The 24,096-nt window shown below is 70.1% G+C and carries 20 protein-coding genes; 19 read left to right on the top strand and 1 reads right to left on the bottom strand.

The window, feature by feature from the left end; all coding sequences use genetic code 11:
• Nucleotides 1-4 precede the first annotated feature (4 nt).
• The 3 genes from ACAX67_RS14830 to ACAX67_RS14820 all read left to right on the top strand — a co-directional run bounded on the left by ACAX67_RS14830 (nt 5) and on the right by ACAX67_RS14820 (nt 4,075).
• On the top strand, nt 5-568 hold the full coding sequence (locus tag ACAX67_RS14830) for an adenine phosphoribosyltransferase (RefSeq protein ID WP_370704645.1): 564 nt from the start codon (nt 5-7) through the stop codon (nt 566-568).
• 29 nt (nt 569-597) lie between these two features.
• Nucleotides 598-2,943, top strand: a complete 2,346-nt coding sequence (locus tag ACAX67_RS14825) for a RelA/SpoT family protein (protein WP_370704644.1) — start codon at nt 598-600, stop codon at nt 2,941-2,943.
• 172 nt (nt 2,944-3,115) lie between these two features.
• Complete coding sequence (locus ACAX67_RS14820; protein ID WP_370704643.1) at nt 3,116-4,075, top strand: type IV toxin-antitoxin system AbiEi family antitoxin domain-containing protein; 960 nt, start codon at nt 3,116-3,118, stop codon at nt 4,073-4,075.
• A gap of 115 nt (nt 4,076-4,190) precedes the next feature.
• Here the strand turns inward: ACAX67_RS14820 and ACAX67_RS14815 are convergent, their stop codons facing one another.
• The gene (locus tag ACAX67_RS14815; RefSeq protein WP_370704642.1) at nt 4,191-5,417 is read right to left on the bottom strand and encodes a DUF349 domain-containing protein; all 1,227 of its coding nucleotides are present in this window, start codon (nt 5,415-5,417) and stop codon (nt 4,191-4,193) included.
• 46 nt (nt 5,418-5,463) lie between these two features.
• Here ACAX67_RS14815 and ACAX67_RS14810 point away from each other — a divergent pair, with 46 nt between their 5' ends.
• From ACAX67_RS14810 to ACAX67_RS14735, 16 genes are all read left to right on the top strand, one after another.
• Nucleotides 5,464-6,186 (top strand): MBL fold metallo-hydrolase, encoded by a 723-nt coding sequence (locus ACAX67_RS14810; RefSeq protein WP_370704641.1) that lies wholly within the window; start codon nt 5,464-5,466, stop codon nt 6,184-6,186.
• 1 nt (nt 6,187) lies between these two features.
• Nucleotides 6,188-7,513, top strand: coding sequence for a histidine--tRNA ligase (gene hisS / locus ACAX67_RS14805; RefSeq protein ID WP_370704640.1), 1,326 nt, complete (start codon nt 6,188-6,190; stop codon nt 7,511-7,513).
• The gene (gene aspS / locus ACAX67_RS14800; protein ID WP_370704639.1) at nt 7,510-9,282 is read left to right on the top strand and encodes an aspartate--tRNA ligase; all 1,773 of its coding nucleotides are present in this window, start codon (nt 7,510-7,512) and stop codon (nt 9,280-9,282) included. Before hisS ends, aspS begins: the two co-directional genes overlap by 4 nt.
• A 170-nt stretch (nt 9,283-9,452) precedes the next feature.
• The gene (locus tag ACAX67_RS14795) at nt 9,453-10,460 is read left to right on the top strand and encodes an ABC transporter permease (protein WP_370704638.1); all 1,008 of its coding nucleotides are present in this window, start codon (nt 9,453-9,455) and stop codon (nt 10,458-10,460) included.
• 64 nt (nt 10,461-10,524) lie between these two features.
• Nucleotides 10,525-12,309, top strand: coding sequence for an ABC transporter substrate-binding protein (locus ACAX67_RS14790; RefSeq protein WP_370704637.1), 1,785 nt, complete (start codon nt 10,525-10,527; stop codon nt 12,307-12,309).
• Nucleotides 12,310-12,442: 133 nt separating this feature from the next.
• Nucleotides 12,443-13,450: an ABC transporter permease gene (locus ACAX67_RS14785; RefSeq protein WP_370704636.1), complete on the top strand. Its 1,008-nt coding sequence runs from the start codon at nt 12,443-12,445 to the stop codon at nt 13,448-13,450.
• Complete coding sequence (locus ACAX67_RS14780) at nt 13,447-14,523, top strand: ABC transporter ATP-binding protein (RefSeq protein WP_370704635.1); 1,077 nt, start codon at nt 13,447-13,449, stop codon at nt 14,521-14,523. Before ACAX67_RS14785 ends, ACAX67_RS14780 begins: the two co-directional genes overlap by 4 nt.
• Nucleotides 14,520-15,827 (top strand): ABC transporter ATP-binding protein, encoded by a 1,308-nt coding sequence (locus ACAX67_RS14775; protein WP_370704634.1) that lies wholly within the window; start codon nt 14,520-14,522, stop codon nt 15,825-15,827. Before ACAX67_RS14780 ends, ACAX67_RS14775 begins: the two co-directional genes overlap by 4 nt.
• Nucleotides 15,828-15,858: 31 nt before the next feature.
• The gene (locus ACAX67_RS14770; RefSeq protein ID WP_370704633.1) at nt 15,859-17,226 is read left to right on the top strand and encodes a replication-associated recombination protein A; all 1,368 of its coding nucleotides are present in this window, start codon (nt 15,859-15,861) and stop codon (nt 17,224-17,226) included.
• Between the two features lie 24 nt (nt 17,227-17,250).
• A complete protein-coding gene (locus ACAX67_RS14765; protein WP_370704632.1) occupies nt 17,251-17,820 on the top strand; it encodes a hypothetical protein in 570 nt (189 codons plus the stop codon).
• A gap of 10 nt (nt 17,821-17,830) precedes the next feature.
• A complete protein-coding gene (locus ACAX67_RS14760) occupies nt 17,831-18,127 on the top strand; it encodes a DUF6167 family protein (protein ID WP_370704631.1) in 297 nt (98 codons plus the stop codon).
• 23 nt (nt 18,128-18,150) lie between these two features.
• Nucleotides 18,151-20,847, top strand: a complete 2,697-nt coding sequence (gene alaS, locus ACAX67_RS14755) for an alanine--tRNA ligase (protein WP_370705088.1) — start codon at nt 18,151-18,153, stop codon at nt 20,845-20,847.
• Nucleotides 20,844-21,338 carry a Holliday junction resolvase RuvX gene (gene ruvX, locus ACAX67_RS14750; RefSeq protein WP_370704630.1) on the top strand — a complete coding sequence of 165 codons (495 nt, stop codon included), beginning with the start codon at nt 20,844-20,846 and terminating at the stop codon, nt 21,336-21,338. The genes alaS and ruvX overlap by 4 nt, the downstream gene beginning before the upstream one ends.
• Nucleotides 21,331-22,497, top strand: coding sequence for an endolytic transglycosylase MltG (gene mltG, locus ACAX67_RS14745; protein ID WP_370704629.1), 1,167 nt, complete (start codon nt 21,331-21,333; stop codon nt 22,495-22,497). Before ruvX ends, mltG begins: the two co-directional genes overlap by 8 nt.
• 16 nt (nt 22,498-22,513) lie before the next feature.
• Nucleotides 22,514-23,323, top strand: a complete 810-nt coding sequence (locus ACAX67_RS14740; protein ID WP_370704628.1) for a shikimate dehydrogenase — start codon at nt 22,514-22,516, stop codon at nt 23,321-23,323.
• Complete coding sequence (locus tag ACAX67_RS14735; protein WP_370704627.1) at nt 23,320-24,051, top strand: prepilin peptidase; 732 nt, start codon at nt 23,320-23,322, stop codon at nt 24,049-24,051. The genes ACAX67_RS14740 and ACAX67_RS14735 overlap by 4 nt, the downstream gene beginning before the upstream one ends.
• The last annotated feature ends 45 nt before the right edge of the window (nt 24,052-24,096 follow it).

Here is a 24,096-nt window from a genome sequence, read left to right as displayed (position 1 = left end):
CCACGTGGCGGACGGGCTGACGGCGGCGCAGACCGCTGCGGCGCAGGCGCTCGCCGGCCTGGTCCGCGACGTGCCCGACTTCCCCTCGGCTGGGGTCCTCTTCAAGGACATCACGCCGGTGCTGGCCGACCCGGCCGCCTTCCGTGCCGTGGTCGCCGGTCTCGCCGAGGCCGGCCGGGGCGACGACGGGCGCCCCGTCGTCGACAAGGTGATCGGCATGGAGGCCCGCGGGTTCATCCTGGCCGCGCCCGTGGCCCTGGAGCTGGGCGTGGGGTTCGTCCCGGTGCGCAAGGCCGGCAAGCTGCCGGGGGAGACGCACGCCGTCGCCTACGCACTGGAGTACGGCGAGGCCGTGCTGGAGATCCACTGCGACGCGATCGCCCCCGGCGAGCGGGTGCTGGTGATCGACGACGTCCTGGCCACGGGCGGCACCGCCCGCGCGACCGCAGACCTGGTCGCGTCCTGCGGAGGATCGGTCTCCGCGATGGCGTTCCTGATGGAGCTGTCGTTCCTCCCGGGCCGCGCAACCGTCGGCGACGTGCCGATGATCGCCTTGTCGGTGGTCTGACGACCTCGACGGGTGAATAGACTTTCGTCATGAGTGAGGAACGGGCGGGCGAGAGGCCGGTTCCCTCGCGCGCGCCCGAGGTGCCGACCGCACCGAGCGACATCGGCGGTGGAGGTCGCGGCATGCGGGCCCGCCTCGCCCGGATGGGGAGTCGTACGCCGACCTCCAACCCGGTCCTCGAGTCGCTCTTCCGCGCCGTGCGTGCCAACCACCCGAAGGCCGACCTGGCCCTGCTCGAGCGCGCCTACGTCACCGCCGAGCGTCTGCACGGCACCCAGATGCGCAAGAGCGGCGACCCCTACATCACCCACCCGCTGGCCGTGACCACGATCCTCGCCGGCATCGGGATGACGGAGCCCACGCTCGTGGCCGCGCTCCTGCACGACACGGTCGAGGACACGCCGTACACGCTGGAGGAGTGCCGGCGCGACTTCGGCGACGAGGTCGCGCGACTGGTCGACGGCGTGACGAAGCTCGACAAGGTCGTCTACGGCGACTCGGCCCAGGCCGAGACGATCCGCAAGATGATCGTCGCGATGTCGCGCGACATCCGGGTGCTCGTCATCAAGCTCGCCGACCGGCTGCACAACATGCGCACGCTGCGCTACGTGCCGCAGAAGAGCCAGGAACGCACCGCGCGCGAGACGCTCGACATCTACGCGCCGCTTGCCCACCGGCTCGGCATGAACACCATCAAGTGGGAGCTGGAGGACCTCGCGTTCGCCACGCTCCACCCCAAGATCTACGACGAGATCGTGCGGATGGTGGCCGAGCGCGCACCGTCGCGCGACCAGTTCCTCGCCGAGGTGATCAGCCAGGTCGAGAAGGACCTGCGCGACGCCAAGATCAAGGCGACGGTGACCGGTCGGCCGAAGCACTACTACTCGATCTACCAGAAGATGATCGTCGGCGGCCGCGACTTCTCCGACATCTACGACCTGGTCGGCATCCGGATCCTCGTCGAGGAGGACCGCGACTGCTACGGAGTCCTCGGCGTGCTGCACTCCCGCTGGAACCCGGTGCTCGGGCGGTTCAAGGACTACGTCGCGATGCCCAAGTTCAACATGTACCAGTCGCTCCACACCACGGTCATCGGTCCCCAGGGCAAGCCGGTCGAGATGCAGATCCGCACGTTCGGGATGCACCGTCGCGCCGAGTACGGCGTCGCGGCGCACTGGAAGTACAAGGAGGACGGCCGCGCCGGCACCGACACCCCGTCGAAGGAGCGCGGCGGGCCCGGGATGTCGGGCGACGACATGAGCTGGGTGCGGCAGCTGCTCGACTGGCAGAGCGAGGTCGAGGACCCCGGCGAGTTCCTCGAGTCGCTCCGGTTCGAGATCAACCAGACGGAGACCTACGTCTTCACCCCCCGTGGCGACGTCATCGCGCTGCCATCGGGCTCGACGCCGGTCGACTTCGCCTACGCGGTCCACACCGAGGTCGGGCACCACACCATCGGCTCCCGGGTCAACGGCCGACTCGTGCCGTTGGAGTCCACCCTCGAGAACGGCGACGTGGTCGAGGTGTTCACCTCCAAGTCGCCGACCGCCGCCCCGTCGCGCGACTGGCTGAACTTCGTGAAGTCGCAGCGCGCCCGCTCCAAGATCAAGCAGTGGTTCACCAAGGAGCGCCGCGAGGAGGCGATCGAGCACGGCAAGGACGAGATCGCCAAGCTGATGCGCAAGGAGGGCCTGCCGCTCAAGCGGCTGCTCACCCACGAGTCGCTCAACCTCGTCGCCGAGCACTTCCGCCTCGCCGACGTCTCCGCGCTCTACGCAGCCGTCGGCGAGGGCAACCTGGGTGCCCAGGCCGTCGTACGCCGGGTCATCGAGATGCACGGCGGCGACGAGGGCGCCCAGGAGGACCTCGCCGAGGCCGTGACCATCACCGGCCGACGCAGCCGCCCGCGCAGGCTCGCGCCGGGCACCGACGCCGGCGTCGTCGTGAAGGGCGCGCCCGACGTCTGGGTCAAGCTCGCCAAGTGCTGCACCCCCGTGCCCCCCGACACGATCCTCGGCTTCGTCACCAAGGGCGGGGGAGTCTCCGTGCACCGCAAGGACTGCACCAACGCCGCCGACCTGCTCGGTCAGCCCGAGAAGGTCCTCGAGGTCGAATGGGCCCCGACCGGACAGACGACGTTCCTCGTCAACATCCAGGTCGAGGCCCTCGACCGCTCACGCCTGCTGTCCGACATCACCATGGTGCTCTCCGACGCCCACGTGAACATCCTGTCGGCCAACCTCACCACCACCCGCGACCGCGTCGCCAAGACGCGCTTCACGTTCGAGATGGCCGACGCCAAGCACCTCGACACCGTCCTCAAGAGTGTGCGCAGCATCCCCGGCGTCTTCGACGCCTACCGCGTCACCCAATAGGCGCTGCACCTGCTGGGGAATCCCCGGTCGACCGGGGGTTCCTGCACTTGTCGGGGTTTGCAAACCCCGTTCGGTGCCAGAAACCATCCCCAGGTTGATCTGAGCGGACCGCCGCCCACAGCTTGATGACGACACCGTTGGTACGACGGGTGTGCGCCGCGAAGGTCTTCGCATGTACCTCGACGCGGACGACCCCATGCTCGCCCCGATCAGCCTGAGGCGGGAGCTCGTCGCGGCCGGCGAGTCGGACCACAGCTTGGCGCGCGCACTGCGATCCGGGGCGTTGGAACGTCCACGGCGGGGCGCTTACACCGACGGCCCCGCCTGGAGGTCGATGACCGACGAGCAGCGGTACGCCGTACGGTGCCGAGCCGCCTATCGACAGGCGTCAGCGGAGGTCTGCCTCAGCCATGCGTCCGCCCTGCCGCTCCTCGGTGCGCCCGTGTGGGACGTCGATCTGACCGACGTTCACCTGACGCGCCTCGACGGCCGGACCGGCCGACGAGAGGCCGGCATCAACCAGCATCGAGGCGCCGTCGGGGAGGGCGACATTCTCTCCGAGCATGACTACCGGATCAGCTCGCCGCTGCGGGCGGCGCTCGAGATCACGACGATGGCCAGCGTCGAGAGCAGCCTCGTCGCCGTCAACTTCTTCCTGCACCGGCGCGATTTCACGCCGAGTCAGCTTCGCGACAGCTACGTGAAGTTCGAGCGCTGGCCAGGATCGCTGAAGTCAGACCTCGTTGTGCGCCTGGCTGATCCTCGGATCGAGTCGCCAGGCGAGAGCCGGACGGCCTACTTCTTGTGGCGGTTCAGCTTCCAGTCGTTCGAGCCGCAGTACGAGATCTCCGACAGGGGCGAGCTGATCGCGCTCCTCGACTTCGCCCTTCCCGACCACAAGATCTGGATCGAGTTCGACGGGCGGGTCAAGTACCAGAAGTACCTGAAGGCTGGCGAGGATGCGACGACCGTCGTACTCCGTGAAAAGCGCCGAGAGGAACGGGTCGCCGAGATCACGAGGTGGAGGTGCCTGCGGGTCACCTGGGCCGACCTGGCGCACCCGGAACGACTTGCGGCGCGGCTCAGGAAGCTCATCGACTCGATGAGTGCCCGCGTGATCTCCGTGCGCTAGATCCCATGGGCAACATCAGTCACTCAGCACCGGGAAATCTGCTACTTGTCGGCCTTTGCAAACCCCGACAAGTGCAGGAATCCCCGGTCGACCGGGGATTCCCCAGAGCCCCGCCTCAGCGGTAGTCAGCGCTGGCGCGCTTGGCCATCTCCAGGAACCCCCGGCGGCCCTCGAGGTTCTCCTCGAGCTCGCGGATCCTCTTGTCGTCGCCGGCCGCGCGGGCCTTCTCGAGCTTGGCCTCGAGGTCGGCGATGGCTGTCTCGAGCTTGCTGACCATGTCGTCGGCGCGGGCCGACTTCTCGGGGTCGGTGCGCTTCCACTGCTCGTCCTCGACCTTGCGGATCTCCTGCTCGACAGCGCGCATGCGGCCCTCGAGCTCCTTGATCCGGTCACGGGGGACCTTGCCGGCCTCGTCCCAGCGGTCGGCGAGGTCGCGGAAGGCGGCCTTGGCGGCGGTGAGGTCGGTGACGGGCAGCAGGGCCTCGGCCTCGACGATCAGCTGCTCCTTGACCACTGCATTGGCGGCGAACTCGGCGTCGAGTGCGGCGTTGGCCTCGTCACGAGCGGTGAAGAAGATGTCCTGCGCGCCGCGGAAGCGCTTCCAGAGCTCGTCGTCGACGCCCTTCGGGGCCGAGCCGGCGGCCTTCCACTGCCGCATCATGTCGCGGTAGCGGCCGGCGGTCGGGCCCCAGTCGGTCGAGGTCGCGAGCGCCTCGGCCTCCTTGGCGAGCCGTTCCTTGACGATCCGCGCGGCCTCGCCCTTCTCGTCCATCTCGGCGAAGTGCACCTTGCGGGCCTTGGTGTAGGTCGACCGCGCGGAGGAGAAGCGCTTCCACAGCGCGTCGTCGGCCGCCTTCTCGATGCGCGGCAGCTTCTTCCACTGCTCGAGGAGGTCGCGCAGCTTGTTGGCGCCGTGCTTCCAGTCGGTGCCGTGGGCGATCGCCTCGGCTGCCGCGGCCAGCTTCTCCTTCTCCTCGCGCGCCTCGGTGGACCGCTTGGCCTTCTCCGTACGGCGGGCCTCCCGCTGTGCGGCGAGGACGGGACCGAGCTCGTCGAGCCGAGCGCCCAGCTGTGCCAGGTCGCCGACGGCGTGGGCGTCGCTCACCTGCTCGCGGAGCGTCTTGATGGCGTGGGCCGCCTCGTCGGGGGAGAGGACCCCCGACAACACCCGCTTGTGGAGCAGGTCGACCGTCACCGCGAGCGCTTCGTAGCGCCGCGTGTAGAACTCCATCGCCTCCTCGGGAGTGGCATCCGGCATCTGTCCGACCGACCGTTCGCCGTCGGCGGTCTTCACGTAGACAGTGCCGTCATCGGCGACCCTGCCCCACTCGCTCGCAGTCACAATGGGCAATGCTAAAGGAGATGACCTCGGCCGATAGGGTGGGTCGGTGCTGATCGCCGGCTTCCCCGCAGGACCGTGGGGCACCAATTGCTACGTCGCAGCCACTTCCGCGGGCTCCGAGTGCGTGGTGATCGACCCCGGCAAGGACGCCGCTCCCGGCGTCGCCGAGGTGATCCGCGAGCACCGGTTGAAGCCGGTCGCCGTGCTGCTGACCCACGGTCACATCGACCACATGTGGAGCGTCGCGCCGGTCGCCGGCACCTACGACGCCACCGCCTGGATCCACCCGGACGACCGCCACCTCCTCGCCGACCCGCTCGCCGGCATCTCGCGCGAGTCGGCGGCGATGCTGCTCGGCATGCCGGAGGGCGAGTACGAGTTCGCCGAGCCCGACGACGTGCGCGAGCTGGCCGACGGTGCCGACCTCGAGCTGGCCGGCCTGCGGCTGGTCGTCGACCACACCCCGGGGCACACCGCCGGGTCGGTCACCTTCCGGACGCCGTACGACGACCACGCCGACGTCAGCGAGGTGATGTTCTCGGGCGACCTGCTCTTCGAGGGGTCGATCGGGCGCACCGACCTGCCCGGCGGCGACCACCCGACGATGCTGCGGAGCCTCGCCACCAAGGTGCTGACGCTGCCCGACGACGTCGCGGTGCTCCCCGGCCACGGCGGCCAGACGTCCATCGGCCGCGAACGCGCGACCAACCCCTTCCTGCTGGAGCTCCAAGACGAGGGCATCGCGGGACGAGTCACCCGAGGTCTGTGAAGTGTCGAAACCCGCACCGTTGAGCGGTTTCCCCGAGTTCCTGCCCGCCCAGAGGGTCGTCGAGCAGTACGTCGTGGCGATGCTTGCCGAGACGTTCGAGCTGCACGGCTTCGCCAACGTGGAGACCCGCTCGGTCGAGCCGATCGACCAGCTGCTGCGCAAGGGCGACACCTCCAAGGAGGTCTACCTCCTCAAGCGGCTCCACGACGAGACCGGCGATGCCGGGATGGGCCTGCACTTCGACCTCACGGTGCCGTTCGCGCGCTACGTCCTCGAGCACGCCGGCAAGCTGGACTTCCCGTTCCGGCGCTACCAGATCCAGAAGGTGTGGCGGGGCGAGCGGCCCCAGGAGGGCCGGTTCCGCGAGTTCCTCCAGGCCGACATCGACATCGTCGGGCGCGACGAGCTCGCGTTCCACCACGACGTCGAGGTGACCCGGGTGATGCTGCAGGCGCTCGCCCGCCTGACCTTCCTGCCGGGCTTCCGGCTCCAGGTCAACAACCGCAAGCTGATCCAGGGCTTCTACCTCGGTCTCGGCGCGAGCGACGTCGACGAGGTCATGCGACTGGTCGACAAGCTCGACAAGCTCTCGCCCGAGCGGGTCGCGAAGTCGCTCGTCGCGGACGCGGGGCTGAGCGAGGCACAGGCCGAGCAGTGCCTGGCGCTCGCGACGATCCGCACGCCCGACGACTCCTTCGTGGAGCAGGTGCGCGCCCTGGGCGTCGAGCACCCGCTGCTCGAGGAGGGCCTCGACGAGCTGGCCCGGGTCCTGCGCGGCACCGCCGGCCTCGCGACGGCGAAGGTGCGCATCGAGGCTGACCTGTCGATCGCGCGCGGTCTCGACTACTACACCGGCACGGTCTTCGAGACCCGCCTCGACGGCTACGAGTCGCTCGGCTCCATCTGCTCGGGAGGCCGTTACGACGCCCTCGCGACCGACGGACGTACGACGTACCCCGGCGTCGGCATCTCCCTCGGCGTCAGCCGTGTGCTGGTGCCGCTCGTGCAGCGGGGTCTCGTGACCGGCGACCGTTCGGTGCCGAGCGCGGTGCTGGTCGCCGTCACCGACGAGGAGTCCCGCGGACAGGCCGACGAGATCGCGACCGCGCTCCGGGCGCGGGGCATCGCGTGCGAGGTCGCGCCGTCCGCGGCGAAGTTCGGCAAGCAGATCCGCCACGCCGAGCGGCGCGGCATCCCGTACGTCTGGTTCGGCACCGAGGTGAAGGACATCCGCTCCGGAAACCAGGTCGCCGCAGATCCGGCGACCTGGGAGCCTCCTGTCGAGGACCTCCGACCCACCATCATCACCAAGGAGATTGAAAAGTGATCCGCACCCACGACGCCGGCGCTCTGCGTGCCGAGCACGTCGGCCAGACCGTGACCCTCGCCGGCTGGGTGGCCAGCCGGCGCGACCACGGCGGGGTCACCTTCATCGATCTCCGCGAGTCCAGCGGTGTGGTGCAGGTGGTGATCCGCGACGACGAGATCGCCCACCGGCTGCGCAGCGAGTATTGCCTCAAGGTCACCGGCGAGGTGGTGGCCCGTGAGGGGCACAACGTCAACCCCAACCTCCCGACAGGCGAGGTCGAGGTCGTCGCCGCCGACGTCGAGGTGCTGAGCGCCGCTGCCCCGCTGCCGTTCCCCATCGACGACCACGTCGACGTGGGGGAGGAGATCCGGCTCAAGCACCGCTACCTCGACCTTCGTCGCACGGCGCCGGGTGCCGCCCTGCGGCTGCGCAGCAAGGTGAACCGCGCTGCCCGCGAGGTGCTCGAGGCCCACGACTTCGTGGAGATCGAGACGCCGACGCTGACCCGCAGCACCCCCGAGGGCGCCCGTGACTTCGTCGTGCCGGCCCGCCTCCGGCCGGGCAGCTGGTACGCCCTTCCGCAGAGCCCGCAGCTGTTCAAGCAGCTGCTGATGGTCGCGGGTATGGAGCGCTACTTCCAGATCGCGCGCTGCTACCGCGACGAGGACTTCCGTGCCGACCGCCAGCCGGAGTTCACCCAGCTCGACGTCGAGATGAGCTTTGTCGAGCAGGACGACGTCATCGCGCTGTCGGAGGAGATCCTCGCGGCGCTGTGGAAGCTCATCGGCTACGACATCCCGCGGCCGATCCCGCGCATCACCTTCGCCGACGCGATGGCGCGCTACGGCTCGGACAAGCCCGACCTGCGGATGGGCCAGGAGCTGGTGGAGTGCACCGACTACTTCAAGGACACGCCGTTCCGCGTGTTCCAGGCGCCGTACGTCGGCGCGGTGGTCATGCCGGGTGGCGCGAGCCAGCCGCGCAAGCAGCTCGACGCCTGGCAGGAGTGGGCCAAGCAGCGCGGTGCGCGCGGACTCGCCTACGTGCTGGTCCAGGAGGACGGTGAGCTCGGCGGTCCGGTGGCCAAGAACCTCTCCGAGGAGGAGAAGGCCGGCCTGGCCGCCCACGTGGGCGCCCGGCCGGGGGACTGCGTGTTCTTCGCCGCGGGTGCGGTGAGGTCCAGCCGCGCCCTGCTCGGTGCCGCGCGCCTGGAGATCGGCCGCCGCGGCGGTCTCATCGACGAGAGCGCCTGGAGCTTCGTGTGGGTCGTGGACGCGCCGCTCCTGGAGGCCGCGTCGGAGGCGACGGCCGCCGGTGACGTAGCCGTGGGCTCGGGGGAGTGGACGGCCGTGCACCACGCCTTCACCAGCCCCCAGGAGCCCGAGACGTTCGACCAGGACCCCGGCAACGCGCTGGCGTGGGCCTACGACATCGTCTGCAACGGCAACGAGATCGGCGGCGGATCGATCCGTATCCATCGCGAGGACGTGCAGAAGCGGGTCTTCGCGCTGATGGGCATCCACGAGGCGGAGGCGGAGGAGAAGTTCGGATTCCTCCTCGAGGCCTTCAAGTACGGCGCACCCCCGCACGGCGGCATCGCGTTCGGCTGGGACCGCATCTGCGCGCTGCTCGCCGGCACGGACTCGATCCGCGAGGTCATCGCGTTCCCGAAGTCCGGCGGCGGGTTCGACCCCCTCACCGCCGCGCCTGCGCCGATCACCCCGGAGCAGCGCAAGGAGGCCGGGGTGGACGCCGTTCCGGAGAAGGATGTCCCGGCAGAGGCCTGACCTCCCGGCAAAGCAGCGCGCAGACCTGGCTTCGACCGGACGGGGCAACGAGACCAGATCGTTACCCCACGGTGATCCCCAACACGGTCGGGCTCGCCTAGAGTCTCCGACGGCGCCGCATCGGGCGGTGCTGCCGGGCGGACACCCGGCAGGCGCGTGCGGAGGGTTGGATGACACTGCCGGCGGCGGACTTCGCGGTCCAAGGCGAGAGCTCGGCACCCCCTGTCGAGGCGGCACGTAGGTCCATCGCCGGGCGGTCCCCGACCCGGATCGCCTTCGACCGGCTGCGCCGCGATCCGATCGCGGTCATCTGCTTCCTGGTCGTCGTGCTGTTCGCGTGCATCGCGGTCTTCGCACCGTGGATCAAGGACATGTTCGGCGTCTCGACCGACACCGTGCTGGCGAGCACCCGGATCGACCTCGCCACCGGTCTGCCGAAGATCGGCCCGCCCGACCACGGCTTCACCATGGACCACCCGTTCGGGGTGGCCCCGCGGTCCGGCACCGACAACCTCGCCGTGTGGATCGAGGGGTGTCAGACCTCGCTCTACCTGGCGACGGTCGCAACGGTCCTCTCCACGATCATCGGCGTCACGCTCGGTCTCGTCGCCGGTTTCGTCGGTGGCGTGGTCGACGCGATCATCTCGTTCTTCATCGACCTGTTCCTCTCCTTCCCCTTCCTGCTCGGTGCGCTGGCGGTGGCCCCGATCATCAGTGAGCGCTACGGGACCGACCTCGAGAAGCTGAGGACCGTCAGCTTCTACTCGCTCGTGGGGATCCTCGTCGTGTTCGGGTGGATGGGCGTCGCCCGCTTGGTGCGCGGCGAGGTGCTGTCCCTGCGGGAGCGCGAGTTCATCAAGGCGGCCCGCGTCATCGGCGTTCCCACCGGACGGATCCTGATCCGCGAGGTGCTGCCCAACCTGATGGCTCCCATCGTGGTCTCGATCTCCCTGAGCCTTCCCGCCTTCGTGGCAGCCGAGGCCGGCCTGTCCTACCTCGGCATCGGCGTGTTCGGACGTGAGTCGTGGGGGCAGACGATCAACGGTGCCACGAACTTCTGGGAGATCTACCCGCTGTTCCTGCTCGAGCCGGTGCTCGGCATCGCCATCCTCGTCGTCGCGCTCAACCTGCTCGGCGACGCCATCCGCGACGCGTTCGACCCCAAGACCCGACGCTGAGCGATCAAGAATGTCGGTCGTGCGGGAGCGCCGCGGCGACCACAACCAAGGAAAGGCTGGACACATGATTCGGAAGAAGGCCCTGGTTGCCGGCGTGAGCGCCGCAACCCTGGCGCTCACCCTCGCCGCATGCGGCGGAGGCGACGACGACAAGGGCGGCAAGGGGGGCTTCGAGGAGACCACCCAGTCCGCCGGAAAGAACCCCGATGCGCAGGGCCCTGCCCCCGACCCGGCCGGCTTCAAGACCGGAGGTGAGGTCACGGTGCTCGCGCCGGACCCCGACGACGGTCCGACCAGCCTCGACCCCGCGGGCCTCTGGTCCGTCACCGACAACGCGATCGCTCAGGACCTCCTGTTCCGTTCGCTGACGACGTGGCAGCAGAACCCGGAGACCGGCGAGTACACGCTGGTGCCCGACCTCGCGACCGACCTCGGCACGCCCAACGACGACTTCACCGAGTGGACCTTCACGCTGAAGGACGGCATCAAGTGGGAGAACGGCGAGCCCGTCACCGCTGAAGAGGTCAAGTTCGGCATGGAGCGCTCCTTCGACGCCGACACGTTCGCCACCGGCCCCGGCGCCGCCTACTCGAAGCCCTACTTCGAGGGCGGTGACAAGTACGACGGTCCCTACGCCAAGGGCGCGAAGGACTTCCCGGCGATCTCGGTCGACGGCAACAAGCTCACCCTGAAGATGAGCACGCCGTTCTCGGAGATGGACTACTACGGCATCTTCCCGGCCATGGGCCCGGTGCCGCTCGACGCCCCGGCCGCCGACTACGGCCTCAAGCCGCTGTCGACCGGTCCCTACAAGATCGAGAAGTACGTCCCCAACCAGGAGCTCATCCTGGTCCCGAACGACCAGTGGGACCCGTCGACCGACCCGGCCCGCCACCAGTACGTCGACAAGTACACCTTCGAGTTCGGTGGCGACAACGCCGTCGCCGACAAGACGGCGCTCAGCGACGCTGGTGCGACCACGATCTCGACCGCGATGCTGTCGAACGACTACACCAAGGCCATCCAGGACGGTCAGGATGACCAGGTCCTCGTCGGCCCGCAGCCCTGCACCTCGTTCGTGATGCCGAACTACGACAAGGTCAAGGAGCTCGAGGTCCGCCAGGCCCTCGCCTTCGCCTACCCGTACGAGGACGTCTGGTCCGCAGCCGGCTACCTGCCGGGTGTCACCCGCGCCAACGGCGTGACCGACCCCGACCTCGGCTTCGGTCTCCTGCCCCCGGGCATGGCTGGCCGCAAGGCGTGGAACCCGGAGATCGACGGCGAGACCATCCAGTACGACCCGGAGCACGCCAAGGAGCTGTTGGCCAAGGCGGGTTACAAGCCCGGCGAGTACGAGGTCTCCTTCGTCTACGACGCCACCTCGCAGGAGGGCAAGGACTCCGCGAAGCAGCGCGAGCTCGGCTACGAGAAGTCCGGCTTCAAGGTGAAGGCCTACCCCTACACCGCGGGCAGCCTCTACGACGTCTGGACCGACCCGGACAACGCCCTCTACAAGAAGATCAACCTCCTCGGTACCGCCTGGTGCCAGGACTGGCCCTCGCCGGCGACCTTCGTGCCGCCGATCCTCGAGACCGGTCAGCCCTACAACACCGGCAACTTCTCCGAGAAGTCGGTCGACGACGAGATGGACCGCATCCGGACGCTTCCCGTCGACGAGCAGGCCGACGCGTGGGGTGAGCTGGAGAACAAGGTGATGACCGACTACATGCCGGTGATCAACGCTGGGTTCTACCAGGGCACCTTCGCCTTCGGTTCCTCCATCGGTGGCTTCAACAACGACACCACCGTGGGCGGTGCCCCTGACTACCGCACCATCTTCGTCAAGTGACCTGTCCCTGACAGTCACCTGATGGAGGCGCGGTAGCGCAACGAATCACCCGGCCGGGCGGGGTCCTCGACCCCGCCCGGTCTGGTAAGTCGGCACAGCACAGTCGGCAGAGTCCTGGAGAGGCCTGAAAACCATGTTCGCCTTCCTCGTGAAGAGGATCCTCGCGGGGAGCATGATCATCATCCTGGTGTCGATGATGGTCTACACGCTCTTCTTCTACGGCCCCCAGCACCCGGGCCTCGAGCTCTGCCGCCGTGACAACCACGGCCGGTGCGGACCGACGTCGCCGAAGCTCTACGAGTACGAGGACAAGCTCGGCTACCACAACCCGATCTACTCCGAGTACGGCGTGTGGGCCAAGGGTCTCGTCGCCGGACGGACGATCCCGATCGGCAGCACCGACTACGACTGCCCGGCCCCGTGCCTGGGCCTGTCCTATCGCGACCGGACGCTGGTCACCGACCAGTTCAAGGAGAAGTTCCCGGTCACCCTGAGCCTGGCCGTGGGCGCCTCGGTCCTCTACCTCGTCATCGGCGTGGGCGTCGGCGTCCTCGCGGCACGAAAACGCGGGACGGTCGCCGACAAGATGTTGGTCTCGTCGACCCTCGTCTTCAGCTCGATCCCGTACTACCTCGTCGCGCTGATCAGCATGTTGGTGCTGACGATCAGTACGAACGCATTTCCAAAAGTGACGTACGAGTCACCGTTCGACAGTCCGATCGGCTGGGTCAAGGGCCTCTTGCTCGTGTGGCTCGTGCTCGGCCTCTTCGGGTCCACCTCCTACACCCGATACTCCCGCGGCTCGATGGTCGAGGCACTGGGCGAGGACTACGTGCGCACAGCGAAGGCGAAGGGACTGCCGGCGCGGACGATCGTGATCAAGCACGCCCTGCGCTCGGCCCTGGTGCCCGTCGTCACGATCTTCGGCATCGACGTCGCCTTCCTGCTCTCCGGCACCGTGTTCACCGAGAAGATCTTCCAGCTCGAGGGCATCGGCAAGTGGGGCGTCGAGGCCACCTACATCAAGGACCTGCCCGTCGTCCAGGCGACCTCGCTGATGCTCGCCGTCTGCGTCGTGGTGGGCAACATCCTGGTCGACATCGTCTACAGCTTCCTGGACCCGAGAGTGAGGCTTTCGTGAGTGACGAGCGCGCCGAGAGCGCTGAGCCGTTCCTGGTCGTCGACGACCTGACCGTCCGGTTCCCGACCGCCGACGGGCTCGTCCAGGCCGTCACCGGCCTGAGCTACACGGTCGAGCTGGGCAAGACGCTCGGCATCGTCGGTGAGTCCGGCTCGGGCAAGTCGGTGTCGAGCATGGCCGTGCTCGGCCTCCACGACGCCCGCTCGGCCCAGATCGAGGGCTCGATCCGCGTCGGCGGCACCGAGGTCGTCGGGCTGGGCGAGTCGAAGATGCGCGCCCTGCGGGGCAACCAGGTCGCGATGATCTTCCAGGACGCCCTCGCTGCGCTGCACCCCTTCTACAAGGTCGGCAAGCAGCTGGGTGAGGCCTACCTGGTCCACCACCCGCAGGCGACCAAGCGCGAGGCGCGGAGGCGCGCGATCGAGATGCTCGACCGGGTGGGCATCCCGCAGCCCGACCGGCGCGTGGACCAGTTCCCGCACCAGTACTCCGGAGGCATGCGGCAGCGAGCGATGATCGCCATGGGGCTGATCAACGACCCGTCGCTGCTCATCGCGGACGAGCCCACCACGGCGCTCGACGTGACGGTCCAGGCGCAGATCCTCGACCTGCTGCAGGACCTCCAGCGCGAGTTCAACTCCGCGATCATCATCATCACCCACGACCTCGGCGTCGTCGCCGAGATGGCCGACGACGTGCTGGTGATGTACGGCGGCCGCGCGGTCGAGTACGGCGCCTGCCGCGAGATCCTCGTGCACCCCGAGATGCCGTACACGTGGGGTCTGCTCTCGAGCGTGCCCGACGTGACGGCCGACACGGACGCGCGGATGATCCCGATCCCCGGCAACCCGCCGAGCCTGCTCGACCCGCCGACCGGGTGTCCCTTCCACCCGCGCTGCGTCCACCGGTCCAAGGTGCCCGGCGACCTGTGCAGCACCACCCTGCCCGAGCTGCTGCCGGGTGCGCACGGCGCTCACCACGTGAAGCGCTGCCACCTGGCCGACCCCGACGAGATCTACGCCACCGAGGTGCTGCCGGAGATCGCGCCCGACCTTGTTGAGGAGACCCGATGACCTCCGAGTCCGAGTCCGAGCAGGACGCAACGTCGGGCGTCTCCGACACGAGGCCCGACGTCTCCGGTGTCGGCACGGACACCGGCGCCGTGATGACGGAGGACGGCGTACCGGACCTCGCCCAGCTCGTGGGCACCGCGCACGCCGCCGCTGAGCTCGACGTCCACGCCGAGCCGATCCTGACCGTCGAGAACCTCCGGATGTACTTCCCGATCAAGACGCCGCTGATGCGTCGCACGGTCGGTCACGTCCAGGCTGTCGACGGGGTGTCGTTCGTCGTGCCCAGGGGCGGGTCCCTCGGGCTCGTGGGCGAGTCCGGTTGCGGCAAGTCCACCACCGGCCAGCTGATCACCCGGCTCTACAAGCCGACCGGCGGCACGATGATGTTCGAGGGGCACGACCTCGCCCAGATCAGCGACAGGGAGATGAAGCCCTACCGCCGCGAGGTCCAGATGATCTTCCAGGACCCCTACAGCTCGCTCAACCCGCGGCACACGGTCGGCTCGATCGTCGGCAGCCCCCTGCGCGTGCACAACGTGGTGCCGAAGAACAAGGTGCTGAGCCGGGTCCAGGAGCTGCTCGAGGTGGTCGGGCTCAACCCCGAGCACTACAACCGCTACCCCAACGAGTTCTCGGGCGGCCAGCGTCAGCGCATCGGCATCGCCCGGGCGCTCGCCCTGCAGCCGAAGCTGATGGTGGCCGACGAGCCGGTCTCCGCGCTCGACGTGTCGATCCAGGCGCAGGTGATCAACCTGCTCCAGGACATCCAGAAGGAATTCGACGTCGCGTTCCTCTTCATCGCCCACGACCTCGCGGTCGTCCGGCACTTCTGCCCCGAGGTCGCGGTGATGTACCTCGGCAAGATCGTCGAGGTCGGCGACCGGGAGAGCATCTACGCCAACGCCCACCACCCCTACACGCAGGCCCTGCTGTCCGCGGTGCCCGACGTCCGGCAGGCGGTGACGGGTGAGCGACGTGACCGGATCCGGCTGACCGGTGAGGTGCCCAGCCCGATCGACCCGCCGTCCGGATGCCGGTTCCGCACCCGCTGCCCGATCGCCCAGGAGATCTGCGCCAAGCACGAGCCGCCGCTCCTGCAGATCGGCAAGCGGCACAAGGTGGCGTGCCACTTCCCGGGTCGCCTCGGCGAGCACCCGCGCGAGCCGCTGACGGCTCGGCTGCTCGGCGTCGACTCCGTCGGTCAGCCGGACCCGGGTGCGAGCCCGGTCACCGACCTGGTAGAGCAGCCCGGCTACTCCGACACCTGGTTCGACCTCGACGCCAAGACGATCGGGCGGGCATAGGGGTTCGTTGCCCACCGGTGACAATGGGGGCGTGCCCGACGACGCCCTCTTCGACGCCCCCGGCGCCGGCCCGACCTCCGGGACCGGTGGGTCGCTGAGCGACGCCGCCCACGCGGCGGCGCCGCTCGCCGTACGCATGCGGCCGCGGGACCTGGACGAGCTCGTCGGCCAGCCGCAGCTGCGCGCGGCCGGATCGCCGTTGCGCCAGCTCGTCGAGGGCGACCAGTCGCTCTCCCTGCTGCTGTGGGGCCCGCCGGGGACCGGCAAGACCACCATCGCCTCGATCATCAGCCAGCAGACCGGCCGCAGGTTCGTCGAGGTGTCGGCGGTGTCGGCCGGCGTGAAGGAGGTGCGGGCGGCGATCGACGCCGCGCGGCGCGAGCTCGTCGCGACCGGGAAGGAGACCGTCCTCTTCGTCGACGAGGTGCACCGGTTCAGCAAGGCCCAGCAGGACGCCCTGCTGCCCGGCGTGGAGAACCGGTGGGTCACCCTGGTGGCGGCGACGACCGAGAACCCGTCGTTCAGCGTGATCTCACCGCTGCTCTCGCGCAGCCTGCTGCTCCGGCTCGAGTCGTTGACCGATGCCGACATCCAGGAGGTGCTCGAGCGTGCCGTGGAGGACGAGCGCGGCCTCGGCGGCCGCTACCGGCTCGATGACGAGGCGCGCGACCACATCGTGCGGCTCGCGGGCGGCGATGCCCGACGCTCGCTGACCTACCTGGAGGCCGCCGCCGGCGCGGCCGGGCTGCAGGGGGGTGACGCGATCACCGTCGAGCGCGCCGAGACGGCCGCCGACCAGGCCGCCGTCCGCTACGACCGTGACGGTGACCAGCACTACGACGTGGTGAGCGCGTTCATCAAGTCGGTCCGCGGCTCCGACGCGGACGCCGCGCTGCACTACCTGGCCCGGATGCTCGAGGCGGGGGAGGACCCGCGGTTCATCGCCCGACGCCTGATGATCCTGGCCAGCGAGGACATCGGGCTCGCCGACCCGATGGCGTTGCCGACGGCTGTGGCGGCTGCGCAGACCGTGCAGCTCATCGGCATGCCGGAGGCCCAGCTCACCCTGGCGCACGCCACGGTCGCCCTGGCGGTCGCGCCCAAGTCCAACGCCGTCACGACGGCGATCGGCGCCGCGATCGCCGACGTCCGCGCCGGGAAGATCGGTGCCGTACCGCCGCACCTGCGCGACGCGCACTACGCGGGAGCGAAGAAGCTGGGCCACGGCACCTCCTACGTCTACTCGCACGACCAGCCGTTCGGCGTGGCCGAGCAGCAGTACGCCCCCGACGTCGTCCTCGACGCCGAGTACTACCGACCGACCGAGCTCGGGGCCGAGGCCGCGGTCAAGCAGCGCTGGGAGCGGGTCCGGCGCATCATCCGCGGTCAGCGCGGCTGAGCGGGCCGGATAGGCTTTCGTCCCATGACGAGCGCGTTGGTGGTCCCCGGTTGGCTGGCGGTCCTCGCCGTCCTCGTCATCGTGGGCCTCGTCGCGGCGCTCGGCCGGCTCGCGGGCGAGCTGCGCCGCACTCGCGAACAGGGCGAGGAGGTGCTCTCCAACGCCGCGGCCGACGTCGACGCGCTCCGCGAGGAGCTCGACGCGCTGCAGGTCAGCCTGGCCGCGGAGGCCGCCGAGCTGGAGGAGGCGCGGCGCACGTTGCGGCTCTCCGACCTCACGATCGTCGACGACACGGACTACGTGATCACCGAGCTCGGCCAGCGCCGGGCGCCGGGACCGCTCGCGCTGGTGCCGACGGTGCCGGGCGCGCCGATCGTCGACGCGATGCTCCGCGAGAGCCTGATCAGGACCGCTTCGCTCGCGGCCGGGCTGCGGCGCGCGCTGGCTCCCGAGGTCCGCAACCGCATCCGCTTCGAGATGAAGCGCGATGTCAAGCGCTCGCGCAAGCAGCGCAAGATCGACCTGCGCCAGGCCCGCCGGGACTGGCAGGCCCGCCAGCGCACGGCCATCGGGTCCTCGGAAGCGAGCCGATGAGGGCGGCGCCGTGAGGCGCGGCTTCTGGTTCGCCGCCGGGGCCGCCGCCGGGGTCTACGGCATGGTGAAGGCGCGGCGCGTCGCCGAGGTGTTCACCGTCGACGGTCTCCGTGACCGCGCGCACGCGGCAGGGCTCGGGGCTCGGATGCTGCGCGCCGAGTTCGAGCACGGCAGGACCGTCACCGAGAACGACCTGCGCGAGCGTTATGCGCTCGCGGCGGAGCAGCAGCGCGAGCTAACCTCCGGCACCCGCCCCGCGATCGAGGGCAGCGACCCCAACACCGGCAACGAGAGAGGCGACGACTGATGGACGGCGGCACGAGCGGCGGTCTGAGCACAGCGGACATCCGCGCTCGCTTCCTGGCGCACTTCGAGGCCGCCGGGCACACCGCGGTCCCGTCGGCGTCGCTCCTCCTCGACGACCCCAACCTGCTCTTCGTCAACGCGGGGATGGTGCCGTTCAAGCCCTACTTCCTCGGGCAGGAGACGCCGCCGTACGACCGCGCGACCAGCGTGCAGAAGTGCATCCGCACCCCCGACATCGAGGACGTCGGCAAGACGACGCGGCACGGCACGTTCTTCGAGATGTGCGGCAACTTCTCCTTCGGCGACTACTTCAAGGAAGGCGCCATCGAGCTGGCCTGGGACCTGGTGACCAAGTCGGTCGCCGACGGCGGGTTCGGCCTCGAGGAGAGCCGCCTGTGGCCGTCGATCCTCCACGGCGACGACGAGGCGCTCGCGCTCTGGATGAAGGTCACCGGCCTCCCGTCCGAGCGCATCGTGAAGCTCGGCCGGCGCGAGAACTACTGGTCGATGGGCGTGCCCGGCCCCGGCGGACCGTGCTCGGAGATCCTCTACGACCGCGGCCCCGCCTATGGCCCGGACGGCGAGTTCGCGACGACCGAGCGGCTCGCGATGCCGACCGAGCTCGAGGACCGCTACCTCGAGATCTGGAACCTGGTCTTCATGCAGGACGAGCTCTCCGCCGTCCGGAGCAAGGAGGACTTCGACATCTCGGGTTCCCTGCCGAAGAAGAACATCGACACCGGCATGGGCCTGGAGCGCGTGGCCTTCCTGCTCCAGGGCAAGGAGAACATGTACGAGATCGACGTCATGTTCCCCGTCATCGAGAAGGCCGAGGCGCTGACGGGCAAGAAGTACGGCGCGGACGCCGGTGACGACGTCCGGTTCCGGGTGATCGCCGACCACATCCGTTCCTCGATGATGCTCATCAACGATGGCGTCACCCCGGGCAACGAGGGCCGCGGCTACGTGCTGCGGCGCCTCGCGCGCCGGGTGGTGCGGTCCATGCGCCTCCTCGGGTACGACGACCCGTGCCTGCCGGAGCTGTTGCCGGTCAGCCGCGACCGGATGGGGGAGACCTACACCGACCTGCACGCCAACTGGGAGCGCATCTCCACGGTGGCCTACGCCGAGGAGGACGCCTTCCGCGCGACCCTCAGGTCCGGCACGACCATCTTCGACGTGGCGGCCGGTGAGGTGCGCAGCGCGGGCGGCACCGTCTTCTCGGGCGACAAGGCGTTCCAGCTCCACGACACCTACGGCTTCCCGATCGACCTGACGCTCGAGATGGCGGCCGAGAAGGGCCTGCAGGTCGACGAGGAGGGCTTCCGCCGCCTCATGACCGAGCAGCGCGAGCGGGCCAAGGCCGACGCCAAGTCGAAGAAGGGCTCGCACCGCAACACCGACTCCTACCGTGCGATCGCCGACGGGCTGGGTCGGTCGGTGGAGTTCACCGGCTACGACACGGTCGTCGACGAGGGCACCGTGCGCGGCATGGTCTCCGACGGTGCGGTCGTGTCGTCCGCGCAGGAGGGCGACGAGGTCGAGCTGGTCCTCGACCGCACGCCGTTCTACGCCGAGGGCGGCGGCCAGCTGGCCGACCAGGGCGTGATCGAGCTGGCCAACGGCGCCGTGCTCGAGGTGCGCGACGTGCAGTCTCCGATCACGGGCCTCGTGGTGCACAAGGTCAAGGTGCTCTCCGGCGAGGTCGCCGCGGGTGTGGCGGGCCAGGCTCGGGTCGACACCGGCCGGCGGCTCGCCATCTCGCGCTCGCACACAGCGACGCACATGGTGCACAAGGCGTTCCGGGAGGCGCTCGGCGAGACCGCCACGCAGGCGGGCTCGGAGAACTCCCCGGGACGCTTCCGGTTCGACTTCTCCGCCACCGGCGCGGTGCCCACCTCGGTGATGGCCGACGTCGAGGCGCGGGTCAACGCGGTGGTGCTCGACGACCTGGCGGTGCAGGCCGAGGTGATGAGCCAGAAGGAGGCCGTCGCCTCCGGGGCGATGGCGCTCTTCGGCGAGAAGTACGGCGACAAGGTGCGCGTCGTGTCGGTCGGCGACTGGGCGCGCGAGCTGTGCGGCGGCACGCACGCGCAGAGCTCCGGCCGGCTCGGCGTGATCAAGCTGCTGGGGGAGTCGTCGATCGGGTCCGGCGTGCGCCGGGTCGAGGCGCTCGTCGGCACCGACGCCTACCAGTTCCTGGCGCGCGAGCACGTGCTCGTCGCGCAGCTGGCCGAGACGCTGAAGGCGAGGCCCGAGGACCTGCCCGAGCGGGTCAACGACCTGGTCGAGAAGCTGCGGTCGGCGGAGAAGGAGATCGAGCGGATCCGCCTCGGCCAGCTGCTGGCGGGCGGGGCCGCGCTCGCGGCCGGCGCGACCGACGTGGGCGGCGTGAAGGTCGTCGCCCACGCGGTGGAGGGCGCCGCGGGCGGTGACGTGCGCACCCTCGCGCTCGACGTGCGCGGACGTCTGCCGAGCGACGCTCCCGGCGTGGCCGTCGTCATCGGGACCGCGGACGGCAAGGTGTCGGTGGTCGCGGCGGTCAACCCGGCGGCCAACGAGCGAGGCATCTCGGCCAACGGGCTGGTGCGCGCGGTCGCCCCCTTCGTGGACGGCCGGGGCGGGGGCAAGGACGACGTCGCCCAGGGCGGTGGCACCGACGCGTCGCGCCTCGACGAAGCCCTCGCGGCGGTGACCGCGACCGTGGCCAGCGCCACGTGAGGCGGGGCGTCCGCCTCGGAGTGGATCCGGGCGACGCCCGGATCGGGGTTGCGCGCTGCGATCCCTCGGGCGTGCTCGCCACCCCCGTCGAGACCGTGCGCCGCGGCAAGGGCGACCTGCGGCGGCTACGGCAGCTGGTGGCCGCCGAGGAGGCCGTCGAGGTGGTGATGGGACTGCCCCGCTCGCTCTCGGGCGGGGAGGGGCCGGCGGCGGAGAAGACCCGCGCGTTCGCGCGGGCGCTCGCCGAGCGGATCGCTCCGGTGCCGGTGCGGCTGGTCGACGAGCGGCTGACCACCGTGACGGCGGAGGCTATGCTCCGCGATCAACGCAAGGGACAGCAGCGGCGCGCCGTGGTCGACCAGGTCGCGGCCGTCGTGATCCTGCAGCACGCTCTGGACTCGGAGCGGGCGACAGGCAACGCGCCGGGCGAGGTGGTGGCGCTCGGGAGCGCTGCTGAGGCCGGGACCGACGTCGAGGAGACCCATGAGTGACCCGTACGTCCAGGCCGACGAGCCCGAGGAGCACGACGCACCCCCGGCCCCGCCGCGTGACCGCAGGCGCAAGCGTCGGTTCTCCGGCTGCCTTCCCATGCTCGTGTTCGTCGCCGTCCTGGCGGCGCTGATCTTCGCGCTCTTCAAGGTGGTCGACCCGCTCGCCGAGGTCAAGGGCTGGTTCGCCGACCCCAAGGACTTCGACGGACCCGGCACGGGTCACGTCTGCTTCGAGGTGAAGGAGGGCGACAACATCGGCAGCGTCGGCGGCCGGCTGGTCGATGAGGGCGTCGTGGGCTCGGACGAGGCCTTCTCCGATGCCGCCGAGGCGGCCGACGCGGGGGTCTTCCCCGGCACGTTCCCCCTGCAGAGGGAGATGAAGGCGAGCGACGCGGTGGAGGTGCTCGCCGACCCGGGCAACTCGGGCTGCCTCAGCAAGCTGACGTTCCTCCCCGGCAAGACGGTCAAGGAGATCGTCGCGCTGCTCGCGAAGAACACCGACTTCAGCAGAGCCGCCTACGAGAAGGCGCTGCGCGACCCCGACGCGCTCGGTCTTCCCGCCGAGGCGGCCGGCAACGCCGAGGGCTACCTGGCGCCGGGCTCCTACGAGGTGGGGCGCAACGCGACTCCCCGCAGCATCCTCCGCGCGATGGTGACGCGGTGGAGCGAGGAGGCGAAGGACCTCGACCTCGAGGGACGTGCCTCGGACCTCGGCTACACCGTCCACGAGATGATGACGATCGCCAGCCTGGTCGAGGCCGAGGGCAGCACCTTGAGCGACGAGGACAAGGCGCGCATCGCGCGGGTGATCTACAACCGGCTCGAGAACCCGACGGCCGAGACCGCCGGATTCCTCCAGATCGACTCCACCATCGCCTACGCCCTCGGTCGCAACCCCGGCGTCGCGCTCACCGAGGATCAGCTGCAGATCGACTCGCCGTACAACACCCGGGAGCACAAGGGCCTGCCGCCGGGGCCGATCGACGCTCCCAGCTCGGCGTCGTTGAATGCCGCGTTGAACCCGGCCGAAGGGGATTGGCTCTACTGGGTCACGGTCAACCTGCGGACGGGCAAGACGAAGTTCGCCCTCGATCACGACGAGTTCCTGCAGTACAAGGCGGAGTACACCGCGTACTGCGACACCTCCGACGCCTGCTGAGCTAGGGAGGTCAGCCGTGAGATGCGCCGTCCTGGGCGACCCCATCGCCCACTCGCTGTCGCCGGTGCTGCACCGCGCGGGCTACGTGGCAGTGGGTCTCGACTGGTCGTACGACGCCGTCCAGGTGCGGTCGGGCGACCTGGCCGGCTTCGTGGACGGGCTCGGCGGGCCGGAGGGCGGGTGGCGCGGCCTCTCGGTGACGGCGCCGCTCAAGCGCGAGGCGCTGGCCAGGGCCGACGTCGTCAGCGCGCGGGCGGAGCTGGTCGGGTCCGCCAACACCCTCCTGCTGACCGGGCAGCAGGTGCACGCGGACAACACGGACCTGCCGGGTGCGGTCGCGGCCGTGCGCGAGCGCTACGACGGCACGATCCGGCACGCCACGATCCTCGGCGGCGGCGCGACCGCCGCTGCGACCGGCCTGGCGATGGTCGACCTCGGCGCAAGCACGGTGCTCGTCGCCGTACGACGCCCGGAGCGCGCCCGCGAGGCGGCGGAGCGGATCGCCGCGCACCCCTCGGGCCCCCGTGTCGACGTCGTCGGCCTCGACGACGCGAGTGACGACACCGACGCGATCGTCTCGACGATCCCCGTGTCGGCGCAGACCGAGCGTCTCGCGGCGGCCTGCGCCGGCGTCCCCCTGATGTTCGACGTGGTCTACGACCCGTGGCCGACGCCGCTGTCGGCGGTCGGCTCGGTCGTCGTCTCTGGCCTGGACCTGCTGGTCCACCAGGCGGCCCTCCAATTCACCGCCTTCACCGGCCTGGCCGCCCCGCTCGCCGAGATGCGGGCTGCCGGGGAAGCCGCGCTGCGGGAGCGGGTGTCGTGAACGAGCACCTCGCAGCGGCACTGGTCGGGTTGCTGGCCTGCGGCGCGGGCGGGGCCCTGACGCCGTACCTCATCCGGCTCCTGCCCGAGCCACCGCCGGACCCGGAGCCCGAGGAGGGCGCCGAGCTGACGGCCGCGCAGAAGGCCCGACGGGAGGAGGGCCCCAAGGACCTGTACGCCGACCTCGGTCGGCGCCCCCGCCTCACCCTGGTCGCCGCCGCCTCCTCGGCCGTCGCGGGTGCCGGCGCGGGAGCCGCGCTCGGCTGGAGCTGGCTCCTCCCGCTCGTGCTCGCGCTGGTGCCGATCGGCGCCCTGCTCGCGATCGTCGACCACCGCACCCGGCTGCTGCCGTCGATCGTGGTGCTGCCCGCCACGCTGGTGGCGCTGGCGTACGGCGGCGCGCACTGGGCGATCGAGGGGGACCGTGAGGACTTCGTCCGTGGCGTGCTCTGCCTCCTCGTCGTGCGCACGATCTTCTGGGTCCTGTGGTTCGTCCGGCAGGCCGGCATGGGGTTCGGCGACGTCCGGCTGTCGGCACTGCTCGGCTGCGTGCTCGGCTACCTCGGTGTGTCGTCGGTGCTCGTGGGCCTCTACGCCGCGTTCCTGCTCTTCGCGGTGCCCGGCGTCGTGGTCGCGATCGTCAAGCGAGACCGATCGATCCTGAAGCGCGCCTACCCGTTCGGGCCGTTCCTGCTGGTCGGCGCCTGGCTCGGTGTGCTCGTCGCCTGATCTCGCGGAACCGGTGGGAAGCCTGGGGTGAGGAGCCCGTCTGGG

Source organism: Nocardioides candidus, assembly GCF_041321175.1.
GTDB lineage: Bacteria > Actinomycetota > Actinomycetes > Propionibacteriales > Nocardioidaceae > Nocardioides.
This window is presented reverse-complemented; position numbering and strand designations above follow the sequence as displayed.